The sequence below is a fragment of the Parasphingorhabdus sp. genome (assembly GCF_059726685.1).
This window is the reverse complement of the sequence record NZ_AP041068.1, coordinates 1,790,916-1,805,938: the sequence shown is the minus strand read 5'-3', so window position 1 is coordinate 1,805,938 and position 15,023 is coordinate 1,790,916. Positions and strand designations below refer to the sequence as shown.

Here is a 15,023-nt window from a genome sequence, read left to right as displayed (position 1 = left end):
AATGGACTTTACGGACAAGATAGTCTGGATCACCGGTGCTTCTTCGGGAATTGGTGAAGCCTTGGCGAAAGCTTTTGCGGCACAAGGCGCGCATATCATCCTCTCCGGTCGCAGGGTGGAAGCTTTGGAATCCGTTGCCGCGGACATCTCGACCGACACACTACTGCTTCCTTTTGAGACGACCGATTATGATGCTCTACCTACCAAGGTCGCCGAAGCTCAGAATTGGAAAGGCCGCGTTGATGTGCTGGTCAACAATGCCGGGATCAGTCAACGCAGTTTGGCTCTAGACACAGATCCCAATGTTTATCATCAGATCGTCAACGTCGATCTGCTGGCGCCGATATGGCTCACGCAGTTGCTGCTACCGCACATGATTAGTGCAGGCGGCGGTCATGTCGTCGGGATCAGTTCTGTTGCCGGACGGATTGGCGTTCCGCTACGCACGGCTTATTGCGCCGCCAAGCACGGCTTAACTGGTTATATGGATGCCCTGCGTGCCGAAACCGAGACACGGCATAATATACATGTCACCAACATTCTGCCCGGCTCCATCCGTACGAACGTATCACGCAACGCCCTGACCAAGGATGGTTCGAAGCGTGACAAGTCTGACGCAGTAATCGACAATGGCATGGAGCCAGACGAATGCGCCCGACAGATACTCGAAGCCGTGACCAATAAAGTGCCGGAACTGATCATTGCCGAAGGCCCCGAGTTGATGCTGGCCCAATTGCGGCAAAGTGATCCGGAAAAGCTGTTTGAAATGACCGCCGGTCTAGGTGCGCAAATTGCCGAAAAGTATGAAGCCGGAGACGATGACTAATGGCTTTGGTGCTGCTTGATAAAGTCGATGGCGTTGCCACGATCACGCTTAACCGCCCGGAAGCCATGAACGCCTTGTCCCACGCTTTGCGGGGCGAATTTTTTGACGCCTGCGAAGATATTGGAGCAGATAGCAATATCCGCGCTGTCATTGTGACCGGTGCCGGAGAAAAGGCCTTTACGGCGGGTCTTGACCTTAAAGAGCTGGGATCATCCGGTCTTGGCGCTGCGACCGACCAGAAGCCGGCCAGCAATCCCTGCCGAGCGCTGGAGAAGTTGGATATACCGGTCATTGGTGCGATTAATGGGGTCGCTATCACCGGAGGCTTTGAACTGGCCCTTGCCTGCGATGTAAGGATCGGATCGACCCATGCCCGTTTTGCCGACACCCATGCACGGGTCGGGATCATACCGGGATGGGGCCTGTCACAGAAACTGTCGCGCTATGTCGGTTTGTCCCGCGCCTGTGAGTTGAGCTTCACAGGACAGTTTCTGGATGCTGAGACTGCTTGCAGTTGGGGGCTGATCAATCATGTCTATGCACCGGATGAATTGATGCCTGCTGCACGGGCACTGGCGGACGATATGGCGACGATCGAGCCGGGTTTTCTGAAGACTTACAAAAAACTCATATTCGATGGCTATGACCGCAATTTCAAAGACGCTATGGCTTTGGAAAAGCAGGTCACCGATGCTTATAATGACCATGTCAGTGCCGAAGAAGTCGAGCAGCGGCGTCTTGCCGTTATTGAGCGTGGTCGCGCTTTGAAAAGCTAGGCCTGCGCGCCCTTTATGAATGCCACAATCTGGGCTTGAGCCAATTTCGCTTCCCTAATCGGTAACAGCATCCAGACATGCTGCATCTCTTCTCCCACATGAAGTGCGACAGGAAAGCCTTGTGTATCCGCTTTCTCTTTCAGCCTTAGCGCATCGGCATACAGCAGATCATGGCTACCGGCGAAAATGGCAAGCGGTGGCAATTTATCGATGGCCGCGAAAAGCGGACTAACCGGAAAAACCGCCGGATCTTTACCTTCACCAGCCCAGAATTGACCAGCGGTCTGAGCGCCCTGTATCGAGAGCAACACATCGCGCTGCTCCAGCTCTCGCTGCAACGGATCGCTGACAGTTGCATCCAGCCAGGGTGAGAGCAGGATGATCTTACCCGGCATTGGCTTACCCTGATCACGAAGCATCTGCGCCAGACCGAGACTATATCCGCCGCCTGCGCTGTCACCCATTACGGTTATATTTTCCGCCCCATATTTGGCGACTGCTCGTTCATAAGCCCGCATAACAACAGGGTAGCTTTGCGACCAGTCATGCTCCGGTGCCAGCGGATAAAGAGGGACGGTCGCACTCGCTCCGGTCGCCCTCATCAGCTTTTTGATCATAGCCCAATGGACGAAAACGATACTGAAGGCATAGGCGCCGCCGTGCAGGTAGAAGATGTGATGTTTGCTCTTACCTTCCTTGGGTTCTATCTCATAAACCTTATGATTATCAATCTGATATTGGCTAATGTGTCCATGCTTTCTAAACCACTGCCCGGGCCGGGCTGGACCGTTTTTCCTGTCCCGCGCCAGAAACTTCATGCCGGTATCATAGTCTGCCAAACGCTGCTGCACCTTTAGCAAGCGTAGGACAAAATTTATCAATCGGGCGCGCTTGCTGATCACCCCGCATCAGCCTTAAGATCAGCATTGATGAAATCCGCAATCTGCTTGCGGGCTTTCTTGCCTTCCGGAATGGGAAACAGCATCCAGACATGTTGCATTGCTGGAAACTCGAAATAATCCAGCGGCATATCCACCGCGTCAGCTTTCTCTTTCAATTTTCTGGCGTCGGGCCAAAGCAAATCAAATGTACCGGTAAATACGGCAATTGGTGGGAGGCCTTCCAAAGCACCAAATAGAGGACTAACCGGCGGTATATCAACGGCTCCATTTTCTCCAGCCCACCATTCGCCTGCTGCACGAAGGCCACCAATACCCAATATGCGATCCTTCTTTGACAGTGCTGGCTGCATCGGATCGGTCATACTGACATCAAGCCACGGTGACAGCAGAATCATTTTATGCGGCATTGCCTTTCCCTGGTCCCGCAGCATCTGCGTCAGACCAAGTGCAAAGCCGGCGCCTGCGCTGTCACCCATGATGGTTATATTGTCTGCGCCCACCTCTTCGACCAGCGCGTCATAGACTGGCATCATCCAGTCATAGCTTTCTTTCCAGTCATGCTCCGGCGTCAAGGGATAGCACGGTGCCACAACAGTAGCGTCGGTCCGGTGCACCATCTCTGCCAGCAATGTCCAGTATCCAGGCTGGATATCCAGAACATAAGCGCCGCCATGAATATATAATATACGGCGATGACTCCCGGATTTTGGGGCCAATGTGAATATTGGATACCCGTCTTTCGTAGTTTCCGTCACCTTAAACTTGCGGTGCAACGCCTTGCCGGGCGCGGCAACCTTTTTCGCACGGGCTTTCGGAATACTCGCTTTCAGCTTCGCTTCGTCCGAGAAAATCGCTTTTAAACCGGTGAGCGGAAGGGCTTTGGCGAGCAGCCGGGCTCTTATGCTGGTCATGGCCCGTTCCTAACCCGGATTGCCTTCAATTTGCGGCACATTGGGGTCAATGGTCACCCAGTCCTGCGAACTTTTGGTCCAGAAATGTACTTGCGGATTGAGATGGCTGGTATCGTCCAACGTGCCCGCCTTGACGAAGGTCATGCCAGGCTGCGTTGGCAGTGTGGACAGCAGCGGCGAACCGCATTTGCCGCAGAAGTGTCGTTCTACAACATTGCCCGTTTCACTACTATCTTCATAAGTTGTGAGATCGCCCTGAATGCTCAGCTGATCATTGGCTACACCAAATAATACAGAATAGGCGCTACCCGACTGACGCTGGCAGTTTTTGCAATGACAGACACCGGTCATTTGTGGTTCTCCGCTAACGCTATAGCTTACTGACCCGCAAAGGCATTGTCCTGTCATTGTCATAATATTCTCCCCGTTTATGCGACTTTTCTAACGAAAACCGTTCCCGCCGAATATCCTGCGCCAAATGAGCAGATAAGTCCAATGTCTCCGTCCGACAGATCGGCGCTATGCTTGTGAAACGCGATGATTGACCCAGCCGAAGACGTATTCGCATAGGTATCCAGCACGGTTGGGCTTTCATCATCATTTGCTTCATGACCAAGCACACGCTGAGCGATCAACCGGTTCATCCCCGCATTGGCCTGATGCAACCATAGGCGCCTAAGGTCAGTATTCTCGATTCCCAGTCGCGCCGCTTGATCCACAATCATCTGGGCGACCATCGGCACCACTTCCTTGAAGACCTTGCGCCCTTCCTGGACAAATAGCTTATCCACGTCATCCCGTGTTTCCGGACTGGTCCGGTTGAGGAAGCCAAAGTTGTTACGGATATTGTTCGAAAACTGCGTCTTGAGCTTGGTCCCGACAATTTCCCAATGTTCTGCTGGTGCGATGTCTTTTGCTTCCACCAATATGGCTGTCGCTACATCTCCAAAGATGAAGTGGCTGTCACGGTCCCGCCAGTTCAAATGACCTGAACATATTTCAGGATTGATTACCAATACCGATTTGGCACTGCCGGAACGGATATAGTCCGCCGCTGTCTGGATACCAAATGTTGCAGACGAACAAGCCACGTTCATATCAAAACCGAAACCGTCACCAATGCCCAGCGCATCCTGAATCTCGACCGCGATGGCAGGATAGGCCCGCTGCAGATTGGAACAGGCACAGAGTACGGCATCGACATCCTCTGCTTTCCGCCCCGCCCGTTCCAGCGCCTGCTCGGCCGCCTTAACGCCAATTTCGGCAAGGACGGAGATTTCGTCATCCGGCCGTTCGGGCAATCGCGGGCACATGGTTTCGGGGTCAAGAATCGGATCTTTTGAAAGCACGAAGCGCGATTTGATGCCCGATGCCTTTTCGATAAATTCTACCGAGCTATGCTGCAACTCGGCGACTTCGCCAGCGGCAATGGCATCTGCATTTTCGCTATTATGTAAATCGACATAAGCGTTGAAGCTCGTCACCAGTTCTTCATTGCTGATGCTATCGGTGGGTGTGAAGAGGCCAGTGGCAGAAATCACGGGGATGTTGGTGTTGGTCATAGGGCGATATTCTCTTAAACCTTGAAGAAGAATGAACAATTATTGGCCGATATCGTAAAGTCCCAACGGGCAACTAGCAAGCGATGTTGCGCGCCAATTGCCAAGCGCTGTTATCTTGCTATTTGTCAGGCATGACCGAAACCGACCGCATTAAATTGCATGGAAGCTGGAAGACGCCGCTCCAGCCCGAATTTTCCAGCGACTACATGGCCAACCTGCGGACCTTTTTGCTGGAGCAGAAAGCGGCCGGCAAAACGATCTTTCCCAAGGGCAGCGAATATTTTCGGGCGCTCAACCTCACACCCCTAGACAAGGTGCGTGTCGTGATCCTCGGGCAAGACCCCTATCATGGCCCAGGACAAGCGCATGGGCTTTGCTTTAGCGTGCAACCCGGCGTCCGGCCGCCACCGTCGCTGGTCAATATCTACAAGGAATTGGAAAGCGATATCGGAATGCAACGCCCCCAGCACGGATTTCTGGAATCCTGGGCACAGCAAGGCGTGCTGTTGCTAAACAGCGTGTTGACGGTTCAACAAGCAGAAGCAGCCTCACATCGCGGCAAGGGGTGGGAGCAGTTCACCGATGCGATCATCCGATTGATCGCGGCGAAGGAAGAGCCCGTCGTCTTTTTGTTGTGGGGTAGCTATGCGCAAAAGAAAGCGGGCTTTGTCCAAAGCATCGATCAAGGCGGCAAGCATTTGGTGTTAAAGGCACCCCACCCCTCCCCGCTTTCGGCGCACAATGGCTTTTTTGGGTGTCAGCATTTCAGCAAGACCAACAGCTTTCTGGAGCATAATGGCCTGCCGCCGATCGACTGGTCTTTGCCGCCCGTTTAGCTTATGATTGCGCACAAAGCACAAAAGGGGCCAAGCCAATGACGTCCAACAGACAAAAAGAGCATCAGAGTTTTGATACATTCTGGCCGTTCTATTTGCAGGAACATGCCAAACCGGCGACGCGTAATCTGCATTATGTAGGAACCAGTCTGGTTGTCCTGATCGCCTTTTATTCGGTGGCAACGACCAATTGGCTTTTGCTGCTGACCATGCCTCTCGCAGGCTATTTTTTCGCCTGGATGGCGCACTGGCGGGTCGAGAAGAATCGTCCAGCGACCTTCACATATCCTCTGTGGTCCCTGATCGCAGATTTCAAGATGTGGGGATTGTGGCTGACCGGACGCCTGAAACCTGAGCTTCAAAAGGCGGGCGTAGAGGACGCTTAGCTGGCCGCTTCCAACTCTGCTTCCTGTGCCTTCAACGTTTCAGTTCCTTCGATCCAGGTTCCTATATCCCGCGCTACCTGATCAGGTGTTTCTTCCATCGGCAGATGTCCGGCATCTTCATAAATGATAAGTTTGGACCCTGGGATAGCTTCTTCAAAAGCCTTTGCGTGAGACACCGGAATGACCGTGTCCTGCTTTCCCCAAAGCAACAGTACGGGCATTCTTAGATTTCCGACTTCCGCCCACTTTTCCGGTTCGCGTGCCGTTTTGCCGCGCGCGACTGAAGCCTGACGATTGCCAGGAAAGCGCAGCAATTCCCAATAGCGCGTCACCAGTTCATCGGTCAGACGTTCTGGTTGTGCAAAATTTTCTTCCAATGACGAGCGCACCAGAAATTTGGGAGTAATTTCAGGCAACAGCAATTGTCCGATAGACGAACGCGCCAGTCTTGCTGCCAGATAGGGCTTGACCTTTTCGTCCGTTTGCGCGCCAGATGCATCGATCAAAACAAGCCCTGAAACGCGCTCAGAAACTGCCAGACCGGCACGCCACGACAGCCAACCGCCCATGCTGTTGCCTACCCAATAAGCCTTTTCGACACCCACGGTATCGAGCACCTTCGTCGCCGCGGCAATATTGGTATCGGCACTGTAATCGCCGTTTGCCTGAGGACCGGTGAGGCCATGGCCATATAGATCAAGCGAGATCAGCCGGTATTTGTCGCTCAGCAAAGCCACAACGGGTTCCCATGTCTGAAGCAGGCTGTTCGAACCGTGGATCAGCAAGATCGCTGGTCCCTCCTTGTTCCCTTCATCACGATAATGAATTTGCCCGCCGACGCCGTCGTCAATAAATTGCGACGCGTCATTGCTGTATTTAGCGATCATCTCCGCACGATCGGTATCCGGCGTGCGGAATATGAAAAACGCGGCGATCAATATAACGATCAAAGCCAATAAAATACGCAGCGTAGTTTTCATGTTCTTGCCCCAGATAGTGTCAAGAAATGACAATACATATCGAGCCGCCGGTAGGACAGAAAAAAAGGGCGGGAAAGCAAAAGCCGTCCCGCCCCTTCAGATAGTTACCGGCCATAAAGGCCAATAGCGTTAAGCTTGCTGAAGATTTACAGCTGCTTTCTTGCCATTGTTCCCGGTTTCAATATCATAGGTAAGGCGCTGTTCTTTTTCCAGCGTCTGCATACCAGCAGCCTGAACGGCTGTGATGTGAACAAAGCTGTCATCGCCGCCATCTTCAGGGGCGATAAATCCATAGCCTTTGTCCGTATTGAAAAATTTTACTGTGCCTGTAGGCATATTCTTATTCCTATTCATTACTTAGTGGTGTCTGTCCGACCTTTCGGCCGCGCCAGACGGGGGTCGCCAAACGTCGAGAAAAAGGAAAAAAGAGCATGCGGGCTGCTTTACCAGCCGCGAAACAAGAATTTCGTCGTACGCGATTATTAGCTGTGATGGCCGTAGCAGCCTAACCCGCACTTAGCAAACGGCTTAACCCGACGGATGCGTTAACGCGGGCATTTACGGCGTCGAAACCAGCGCAATGGCCGCCATTGTCAAGGTTAACAGACCTAATCCTAACGACAATATCCAGCGCAGGGTCAACAGCCACTGCGATTCTATTCCTGCCGCAGCCAGCTGTCTGTCCACCAGCGGTGACCCCATGATACACAGCCCCAGCAATAACATCGACGGCCCGGGCCATGACCAGCCCAATATCCAAGGCACATAGGTTGCCAAAGCAATCAGGCTGGGCAAAATAGCGGCAATATAAATCCATCCCGGTGCCTGTTTGTGCGCAGCCGCCAGCCCCCACCAGACACCGCCCAGAAAACTAACAATCAGTGCAGCATAAGCATATGCAATAGCCAAAGCGCTCCATTGCCATTCTGGTGGTCCCAGTAAGGCAGTGAAGGTCAGGAAAAGCGGCGGCAAAAGGCCCGCAAGACCAAACAGGCGTGGAGCCATCGGAATATCGTTCAGCATGTCCGGCAAATAGCCCAATGTGTTTCGTAACGCCAGCACCGCGGCTCTTTCCCTTGCCGCCGATAAAGTGTAGCGCGTTATCATATGAAACAGACACTTAAATTTGGAGGCGCTGCCTGCGCCGCAGTCCTCACCATAACCCTGTCCGCTTGTGAGCCGGGCGAGCCACCAGTCGCACCCGATCCTTCACCACAGGATGTTTATTTTGAACGTCTATCGCTGCTTTGTGACAAGGCTTATCCGGGGCAGCTGGTTTCCGATCAGGAAGCCGATGCGGATATGATGGGTCAAGAAATGATCATGCATGTCGCCACCTGCGACCAGAGTGAGATTCAAATCCCTTTTCATATCAGCAATGCCGACGGCAGTTGGAACCGTTCGCGGACGTGGATCATCACGCGCACGGAGGAAGGTCTGCGTCTGAAACATCGCCATCGGCACGACGATGGATCACTGGATGCAGTCAGTAATTATGGCGGCGATACCAGCGCAGAGGGCACAGCAGAACGCCAGGAATTCCCGGTCGATGAAGAGTCCATTGCTCTGTTCAAGACAGAAGGCCTTGATCAATCCGTGACCAACACATGGGCAGTCGAGATTAGCCCTCCCGGCGAGCAGGAGGCCCGCTTCGCCTATGAACTGCGGCGACCCGAAACGGCTGATGCTCGTTTCTTCCGCGTTGAATTTGATCTGTCAAAACCAGTCGAGACGCCGCCACCGCCGTGGGGCGACTAGCCCGATCACCACTTGACGAGACCACCTGTCCTTGCGCACAGTCAGATGATGCTCGCAGAACTTCTCGTCAGCGCCGGAGTGGTGCTGCTCACCGTCCTGATCCATGGCACTGGTATGTACGGCCTTGCCCGTCTTTTGAGAATTGAAGCTCGCGAGGAGGCGGAGGAGCATATTCATCCGATGTCATTGCGCGGTGTGTCGGTGACATTAATCCTTGTGCTGGGATTGTTTACGCTTCACGGCATTGAAATCTGGCTCTATGCTTTTGTCTATCTGTTGCTTGGTGCACTGCCGACCTTGCCCGATGCAGTCTACTTCTCTGCGATCACCTATGCCACCACGGGCTATAATGACGATGCTCTCAACCAAAGCTGGCGCATGGTTGCGGCGATTGAAGGCGTCAACGGCATTATCCTGCTGGGCTGGTCCACCGCCTTTTTTGTCTCCGTCGTCCACCGCATGGGCGGCAGTAAGTGATGGCCAAACTGCCGGAAGCTTCTCCGGTTTCAGAGACTATCACGCGCCGGTTTTTCCGTTTGCTACTCGCCGTCGTCTATCTCGTCGCCGGTATCCTCCATATCCGAAGCCCGGGCGGATTTCTCGCCATCACACCTGACTGGGTGCCATTCCCGGAACAGGTCATCTTTCTGACAGGCGTTGCTGAAATAGCTGGAGCCATCGGCCTGCTGATCCCGCCCAAACTCATTCCGCATATCCGCTATGCCGCCGGTATTGGGCTCGCCCTTTATGCATTTTGCGTCTATCCGGCGAACATCAATCATGCGGTCAACAATATCGCCATCGGTGGAGAGACTGCGAGCTGGGCCTATCACGGTCCGCGATTGTTGTTTCAACCCGTCTTTATCTGGTGGGCATTGATCGCTGGCAACGTCATCAACTGGCCGTTTCGTGCCAAATCATCCGCACCCTGAACATTCCGGTCAATTTGTGCTATGCTCCCACGCGGAGGGCAATTTTGGAAGGAAGGCCCAATGGAACGCCATGGAGATGAAATTCTAGTTACGGAAAAGGAAGCCAGCAACAAAACCCGGCCACAAGGAGTACGATGGGTCCTTGCTGTTTCACTATTCGCCGCACTGATCGCAATGTCCTTTGTCTGGATCATACCAGCCTTGTCATAATGCTCTAGCGGGACGGCTTGATTCATTGACCATGATCAATTCATCCACTCTTGTTCCGGTCTATGATTGCCGAGCGATTGAACAGGAGAGCGACTATGACCAATACCCCCGAGCCGACTGAAACCAGAGAACGCAAAGGGCATTGTCTGTGCGGCGCGATCCAGATTACCGCACATCAAGCCAGTACAGAAGTCGGTGCCTGTCATTGCCACATGTGCCGGCGCTGGGGTGGCGGTCCCGCCTTTGAACTCGATTGCGGTACCGATGTCACCATAACGGGCGAAGACCATATCACGGTCTACAACTCCTCCGAGTGGGCCGAGCGGGCGTTTTGCAAAACCTGCGGCACCAATCTGTACTATCGGTTGAAAGAGCCCGGCCAATACATGATTGCCAGTGCGATATTCGACAATGAAGATGATCTGAACTTCACCACCCAAGTCTATATCGACAGCAAGCCCGACTATTACAGTCTGGCCGAACAGACCAAAAACCTGACCGGCGCGGAGGTGGAAGCCATGTTCGCCGCTGAAATGCAATGATGCCGGCATGGTGTAGTGCCAAGCGCTCCATCAACTATTCAACTTTTACCCGCTGCATTGTTGAAAAGGCACCGGGCGCTGTTCCCCAAAGCTGCTTGCCGTCCAGATCAAAGCCGCGCTCAGCTTCTTGCAATGCACTCTTAGTCAAACGTGTTTCTGAACCAATAGCGATCCGTTGGTTTCGACGTTTTGAGAAAATCGTGCACTTCGCCGGATCTACGCGGCCGCGCCATGTGACACCCTCAAGCGCCCAGATTTGTTCGCAGCCAGGCTCTAGTGTCGGAAGAAGAGCATCTCGGCTCAGCGCCGCCAACAGAGCCGGATTATTGGGCGCGGCGGCATAACCTTCGGGTTCCTGCAAGCTCCACGTAATCCGCGCGACGACGCCATCCGGCCGGTTCACCAACTGAAGCACCCTCTGACGATAGGCCTTGCGGGTATCTCCCGCTTCGCGCTTGCCGTGATCCCGCTGGTAGTATAGCCACTGCCCCTCGCCCATCGACGACAGCCTGCTGCGAAAATCAAAAATCGCTTTATCGCCTTGCTCGGCAAAGCGGCCAGCCATCATCGCGGCCAGCCGTTCAGCTTGATTGTCTGATGATTGCGTATTTTGTGCATCGGTAATCGCAACAATATCTGCGGTCGGAGTGCAGCCGACAGCAAGTTGCGAGCATATCAAAGCCGCTAAAACCGAGATATCACGGTTCACCGAATAGCCACCGGATTGATCACCATCTGTACCGCGCCTTTAAAGCGTGGCTGGCCCAGCACGAACAGGAACTCGGTAGCGCCGTCCTTCGCCAGCTCAGCTGTGTTGATGCTCTCCAAGATATGTACACCATGTTTGGCCAGCAATGTCTGATGTACGATAAACGGCTTGGTCGGGTCTTCAAACGGAATTGCCTCCAGCGCCGCGGTATCCGCACCTACCATCACGACATCCAGTGACGCGAGATACTTCGCACCCTCAACGCCGAGTCCTGGTTGCTGCGCGATATAGCCTTGCGGATCACTCCCGCTCTTGCTCATCCAGCCAGTGTGGAAAAGTACCACATCGCCCTTGCCAATCGTAACACCTGCTGCCTCGGCGGCCGCTTCAATCTCTGCCCGGTTGAATGCCGTACCGGGATCGAGGACAGCCTTGCCGAATTGCTTGGTCATATCGAGCAATATACCGCGCGTCGCCGTCGGCAGTATCGTCTCCGTTCCGAACTTCGTCACGCCTGCAGGCGAATAAAAATCGCTACCCTTCACACCGTTATAATAATGATGGTCGATGCCGAGATGCGCAAACCCGTCAATCTGCGTCCCGATCCCGACCCAGCTGTGAATGATATCATCATGGGCTGTGACTTTGTTTGCGCCCATCGAACCGCCCTGCCCATCATTGGTCTGCAGCACCGTCGCGCTATAGGATCGCGGCGGATAGGCGGGTGTCGTCGGCCCCGTCACCACACCCAGAGCATAAGTCTTGCCGGTCTTTACCAGCTTTGCGGCATTCACCGTAGCTTCCGGCGACAAGTTGTTCATAGCGCCCTTGGTATCTTCCGCGCCGTATTTGCTGGGATACCAACTCTTCTTCGTGTCTTGTGCAATTGCTGGCATCGCAAGCGTTGCTGCCGCCAAAATCAATCCCAAAGCTCGCATATTCTCTCTCCCTATTTCTTATATCCGTGGCTAAGCAACTTCACCGTTACCTTCGCATGGGCGACTGTTACATGGTCAGCGTCCTTAATCTCCAATTCCGCCAGATAGCCGGCCGAACCCTTGCGCTCCAGATCGGCTTGCAATGCCGTGATATCCGCCGCACTCAGGCAATATTCAGCAGTGACATCGCTTGCCGCCGGTTTGCGGAAATCGACGAACATATCCTTGATGATCGGGAAAAACCGCTTCTTGTCGAGAAAATCAATGGCCGGTGTTGCAGCCGCAGCCTCTGCCAGCACAGTAAAGGCGCCCATATACATTACCCCGACATGGTTTTCATTCCCGGTCAGAGGCATCAGCATATTCACATAGCCTCTCCGCTTATCCAACGGCCGCATGCCAGTGCGTTCGACAAAAGGAACGCTATATTTCTCCGTCTGGACGGTATCGGCATCAGTTTGCATCGGCGCGAACTCCTTTGACTATCAAAGTGCCACGGCGTGCGATGGAGGGAAATAGGAATTTGTGATAGGTACTTGTCGACGCACTGTCACTATCGCAGATGGGATTGCAATTCACCGAGCAGTTTTCGGGAATTGCTGGTTAGTCGAGTACTGTCCATATCATTGGCGCGCCCGGCTATTGAGGCGGCCACCTTACAAAAACGAGCTGGCCTGCGCTGGTTGGAAAAACGATTGTAGAGACTGGTCTGATGCCGATCCAGGCCAACCTTACCGTGCCTCTGCTCCTCGGCCTTATATGCTTGATCAAGCGCGCTGCGGTGCTTTGACAACAGGCGATGATAAGCGTCTCTGACCGATTTGCGCCCCTTGCCCCGGCAGCTCAGCGCCGCAACATTCAGTCCGGCGCGCAAATGCCACAGGGCTTCAAGCGGATCACGGTCAAGCCCGCCTCCCACATACGGACGATCATCCTCCCGGGCACAAGTCGACAGAACCAGAACAGTAGCGACCAATAAGGAAACCGCGCGAACAGATCGAAAATCGGGCATCAAAAAACCTCTCCACCGATAGTCAACTGCCCCTGAAGTCCTTTTGCCGCACCGTGTAAATTGCGGCCGTCCCATTGCGACGAGCCGGTTGGATTGTGGGATTGGGCGGTCACCTTCAGGCTGGCAACAGATGGTCCGTCCGTTCTGGAATGCTTGTCATGTCAATGGATGCTTTGTTCGGAAAGCGGACGTTTCATTTTGCCTTTTTTCGGGCTCTTAGAATTACGGATATAGATGTCACAAATCGACTGACGGGAATAGCTTTCAAAAGTTTCTCAAGTCTGTGTTTCGCGGACCAACTCAACCTCATGGAGCAGCAGCGCTTTTAAACACCCACTGCAGACATCTTGCTTACTTTAAATTGCGAGTCCTTCTTCTCGGTTCCGCCTAGGTTCTTTGGTTCCTTTGTTGCACTCAACTCGTGCTTGGTACGCACCAAAGTTAAACTAAGGAAATATCCGATTATTGCGCTGGAGCCATATCCGATAAGCGGAGTTGGATATGCTCCCATGGCCGCGGCGGTAATCAATACAAACCAGCAGGACGTAAAAACATAGTGTCCGGTTGTCCGTTCACTTTTTGAAAGAAATACTATCGGGCTTACAATCAACAAGCATCCAAACCAGAGAGCTAATCCAACGACCAAATTAATCTCAAAAGCAGTCCAGATTATGTGATCTACATAGGGAACTGCTGTTAAGTTGTCGGGCAGTAACAGGGTTGCAGCAAATGTCATGGTACAAATAACAGCTGCGCCGGCCGTCCACTTGCTCGCACGCATCCAGCCAACAACTAGGGTGGCTAAACACAGCATTCCGGCCATCGCTCTGTCGGGCTGTGCTGCCATTGCCAGTGCAGCAACTATAACAGCTAATGTTGTCCAGGGATTTTGGACTCTGGCAAAGCTTATTGCAACCAGCGGCAACAATATGGAGCTTGTTTGGACAAAAAATGGTCCGATCAAGATCCAGCGTCGTGCATCTGAAATCGCATATCCAAAAATAGCTGTAGCAAACAAAATTAAAGAGCAGACGACAGTCAATATCGTCAAAAAACTCTCGGTTGTCCGTAGTGAGAATCTAATCGTAAATGCCAATAGCAGCCCAATGATCATAGCCCCACCGTTCACCAGAATCATTGTAAGGGGAGCGCCTGCAAGATTAAGATATGCCAAGCCAATCAAGCATGCGATTAATCCTGATACCGTTGATAAGAGTGCAAATCTGTCTTTCATTGTGCTTTCCCAATATTTGTACGTTAATCCACTTTGTTCCAGGCGAAACCTGCAGCAAGCCAGCAGACATCCCGTCGCGAAGTAAAAGGCAGTGAACGGTGATTTAATGTTGGCAATCTCAGCTTGCATAGCATGACCCCAGTCCCTGCGATGGTCCGGTACAAGGAATTGAATCAAGGACTGCAAAAGCGATAATATCATGTGGATTTGGGGCTTAGTTTTTGAGCTGAGGTTGCATGGCGATCATCGATCAGTTTGGCCGTAAAAGTTCGTCCGGCTTGGGTTAAGCAATAAATATGGCGTGGTGGTCGCCCCTCAACGCCAGTCTTTTCCCATTCCGAATTAAGGAGACCTTGATCTTCCAATCTTGCCAACATTGGGTAAAGCGTGCCCGGCTTGATTCCAGCAGTCTTCATTATCTCGTATCCATGCATGCCTCGTGCAGAATCGAACAGCGCCCTCAAGGTCAGTTGCGTTGCTTTGGAAGGTGATCTGCTTTTTCGCATATG

21 protein-coding genes are annotated in these 15,023 nt (G+C 53.0%); 8 read left to right on the top strand and 13 right to left on the bottom strand.

The window, feature by feature from the left end:
- Position 1: 1 nt before the first annotated feature.
- Positions 2–826 carry an SDR family NAD(P)-dependent oxidoreductase gene (locus tag AC6I9Z_RS09010; RefSeq protein ID WP_461455380.1) on the top strand — a complete coding sequence of 275 codons (825 nt, stop codon included), beginning with the start codon at positions 2–4 and terminating at the stop codon, positions 824–826.
- Complete coding sequence (locus AC6I9Z_RS09005) at positions 826–1,602, top strand: enoyl-CoA hydratase (RefSeq protein ID WP_461455378.1); 777 nt, start codon at positions 826–828, stop codon at positions 1,600–1,602. The genes AC6I9Z_RS09010 and AC6I9Z_RS09005 overlap by 1 nt, the downstream gene beginning before the upstream one ends.
- On the opposite strand, the gene AC6I9Z_RS09000 is transcribed toward AC6I9Z_RS09005, so the two are convergent.
- The 4 genes from AC6I9Z_RS09000 to AC6I9Z_RS08985 are packed head-to-tail and all read right to left on the bottom strand — an operon-like array spanning position 1,599 to position 4,977.
- On the bottom strand, positions 1,599–2,483 hold the full coding sequence (locus AC6I9Z_RS09000) for an alpha/beta hydrolase (protein WP_461455376.1): 885 nt from the start codon (positions 2,481–2,483) through the stop codon (positions 1,599–1,601). The two genes, AC6I9Z_RS09005 and AC6I9Z_RS09000, sit on opposite strands and share 4 nt — an antisense overlap.
- Before the next feature lie 17 nt (positions 2,484–2,500).
- Positions 2,501–3,415: an alpha/beta hydrolase fold domain-containing protein gene (locus tag AC6I9Z_RS08995; RefSeq protein ID WP_461455374.1), complete on the bottom strand. Its 915-nt coding sequence runs from the start codon at positions 3,413–3,415 to the stop codon at positions 2,501–2,503.
- Positions 3,416–3,424: 9 nt separating this feature from the next.
- Positions 3,425–3,829, bottom strand: coding sequence for a GFA family protein (locus AC6I9Z_RS08990; RefSeq protein WP_461455372.1), 405 nt, complete (start codon positions 3,827–3,829; stop codon positions 3,425–3,427).
- A 14-nt stretch (positions 3,830–3,843) separates the two neighbouring features.
- The gene (locus AC6I9Z_RS08985; RefSeq protein WP_461455370.1) at positions 3,844–4,977 is read right to left on the bottom strand and encodes a beta-ketoacyl-ACP synthase III; all 1,134 of its coding nucleotides are present in this window, start codon (positions 4,975–4,977) and stop codon (positions 3,844–3,846) included.
- Positions 4,978–5,108: 131 nt separating this feature from the next.
- On the opposite strand from AC6I9Z_RS08985, the gene ung reads away from it, so the two are divergent.
- A complete protein-coding gene (gene ung, locus AC6I9Z_RS08980) occupies positions 5,109–5,813 on the top strand; it encodes a uracil-DNA glycosylase (RefSeq protein ID WP_461455368.1) in 705 nt (234 codons plus the stop codon).
- 38 nt (positions 5,814–5,851) lie between these two features.
- A complete protein-coding gene (locus AC6I9Z_RS08975) occupies positions 5,852–6,199 on the top strand; it encodes an Mpo1-like protein (RefSeq protein ID WP_461455366.1) in 348 nt (115 codons plus the stop codon).
- On the opposite strand, the gene AC6I9Z_RS08970 is transcribed toward AC6I9Z_RS08975, so the two are convergent.
- The 3 genes from AC6I9Z_RS08970 to AC6I9Z_RS08960 all read right to left on the bottom strand — a co-directional run bounded on the left by AC6I9Z_RS08970 (position 6,196) and on the right by AC6I9Z_RS08960 (position 8,286).
- Positions 6,196–7,179: an alpha/beta fold hydrolase gene (locus AC6I9Z_RS08970; protein ID WP_461455364.1), complete on the bottom strand. Its 984-nt coding sequence runs from the start codon at positions 7,177–7,179 to the stop codon at positions 6,196–6,198. The genes AC6I9Z_RS08975 and AC6I9Z_RS08970 overlap by 4 nt on opposite strands.
- Before the next feature lie 129 nt (positions 7,180–7,308).
- A complete protein-coding gene (locus AC6I9Z_RS08965; RefSeq protein WP_109357399.1) occupies positions 7,309–7,515 on the bottom strand; it encodes a cold-shock protein in 207 nt (68 codons plus the stop codon).
- A 222-nt stretch (positions 7,516–7,737) separates the two neighbouring features.
- Positions 7,738–8,286, bottom strand: coding sequence for a DUF3429 domain-containing protein (locus tag AC6I9Z_RS08960; protein ID WP_461455361.1), 549 nt, complete (start codon positions 8,284–8,286; stop codon positions 7,738–7,740).
- Here AC6I9Z_RS08960 and AC6I9Z_RS08955 point away from each other — a divergent pair, their 5' ends adjacent.
- From AC6I9Z_RS08955 to AC6I9Z_RS08940, 4 genes are all read left to right on the top strand, one after another.
- A complete protein-coding gene (locus AC6I9Z_RS08955; RefSeq protein WP_461455359.1) occupies positions 8,287–8,937 on the top strand; it encodes a hypothetical protein in 651 nt (216 codons plus the stop codon).
- A gap of 45 nt (positions 8,938–8,982) precedes the next feature.
- Positions 8,983–9,414: an ion channel gene (locus tag AC6I9Z_RS08950; protein ID WP_461455357.1), complete on the top strand. Its 432-nt coding sequence runs from the start codon at positions 8,983–8,985 to the stop codon at positions 9,412–9,414.
- Positions 9,414–9,869, top strand: a complete 456-nt coding sequence (locus AC6I9Z_RS08945; RefSeq protein ID WP_461455355.1) for a DoxX family protein — start codon at positions 9,414–9,416, stop codon at positions 9,867–9,869. Before AC6I9Z_RS08950 ends, AC6I9Z_RS08945 begins: the two co-directional genes overlap by 1 nt.
- Positions 9,870–10,174: 305 nt before the next feature.
- Positions 10,175–10,621, top strand: a complete 447-nt coding sequence (locus AC6I9Z_RS08940; RefSeq protein WP_461455351.1) for a GFA family protein — start codon at positions 10,175–10,177, stop codon at positions 10,619–10,621.
- A 34-nt stretch (positions 10,622–10,655) separates the two neighbouring features.
- Here the strand turns inward: AC6I9Z_RS08940 and AC6I9Z_RS08935 are convergent, their stop codons facing one another.
- The 6 genes from AC6I9Z_RS08935 to AC6I9Z_RS08910 all read right to left on the bottom strand — a co-directional run bounded on the left by AC6I9Z_RS08935 (position 10,656) and on the right by AC6I9Z_RS08910 (position 14,948).
- Entirely contained in the window at positions 10,656–11,330 is a 675-nt protein-coding gene (locus AC6I9Z_RS08935) for a chromophore lyase CpcT/CpeT (RefSeq protein ID WP_461455349.1), read from the bottom strand.
- The gene (locus AC6I9Z_RS08930) at positions 11,327–12,268 is read right to left on the bottom strand and encodes a cyclase family protein (RefSeq protein WP_461455347.1); all 942 of its coding nucleotides are present in this window, start codon (positions 12,266–12,268) and stop codon (positions 11,327–11,329) included. The genes AC6I9Z_RS08935 and AC6I9Z_RS08930 overlap by 4 nt, the downstream gene beginning before the upstream one ends.
- 11 nt (positions 12,269–12,279) lie before the next feature.
- Positions 12,280–12,732, bottom strand: a complete 453-nt coding sequence (locus AC6I9Z_RS08925; RefSeq protein ID WP_461455345.1) for a PaaI family thioesterase — start codon at positions 12,730–12,732, stop codon at positions 12,280–12,282.
- Between the two features lie 89 nt (positions 12,733–12,821).
- Positions 12,822–13,280 carry a hypothetical protein gene (locus AC6I9Z_RS08920; RefSeq protein ID WP_461455343.1) on the bottom strand — a complete coding sequence of 153 codons (459 nt, stop codon included), beginning with the start codon at positions 13,278–13,280 and terminating at the stop codon, positions 12,822–12,824.
- A gap of 325 nt (positions 13,281–13,605) precedes the next feature.
- Positions 13,606–14,514 carry a hypothetical protein gene (locus tag AC6I9Z_RS08915; protein WP_461455342.1) on the bottom strand — a complete coding sequence of 303 codons (909 nt, stop codon included), beginning with the start codon at positions 14,512–14,514 and terminating at the stop codon, positions 13,606–13,608.
- A gap of 197 nt (positions 14,515–14,711) precedes the next feature.
- The gene (locus AC6I9Z_RS08910; RefSeq protein ID WP_461456883.1) at positions 14,712–14,948 is read right to left on the bottom strand and encodes a PadR family transcriptional regulator; all 237 of its coding nucleotides are present in this window, start codon (positions 14,946–14,948) and stop codon (positions 14,712–14,714) included.
- Positions 14,949–15,023 lie beyond the last annotated feature (75 nt).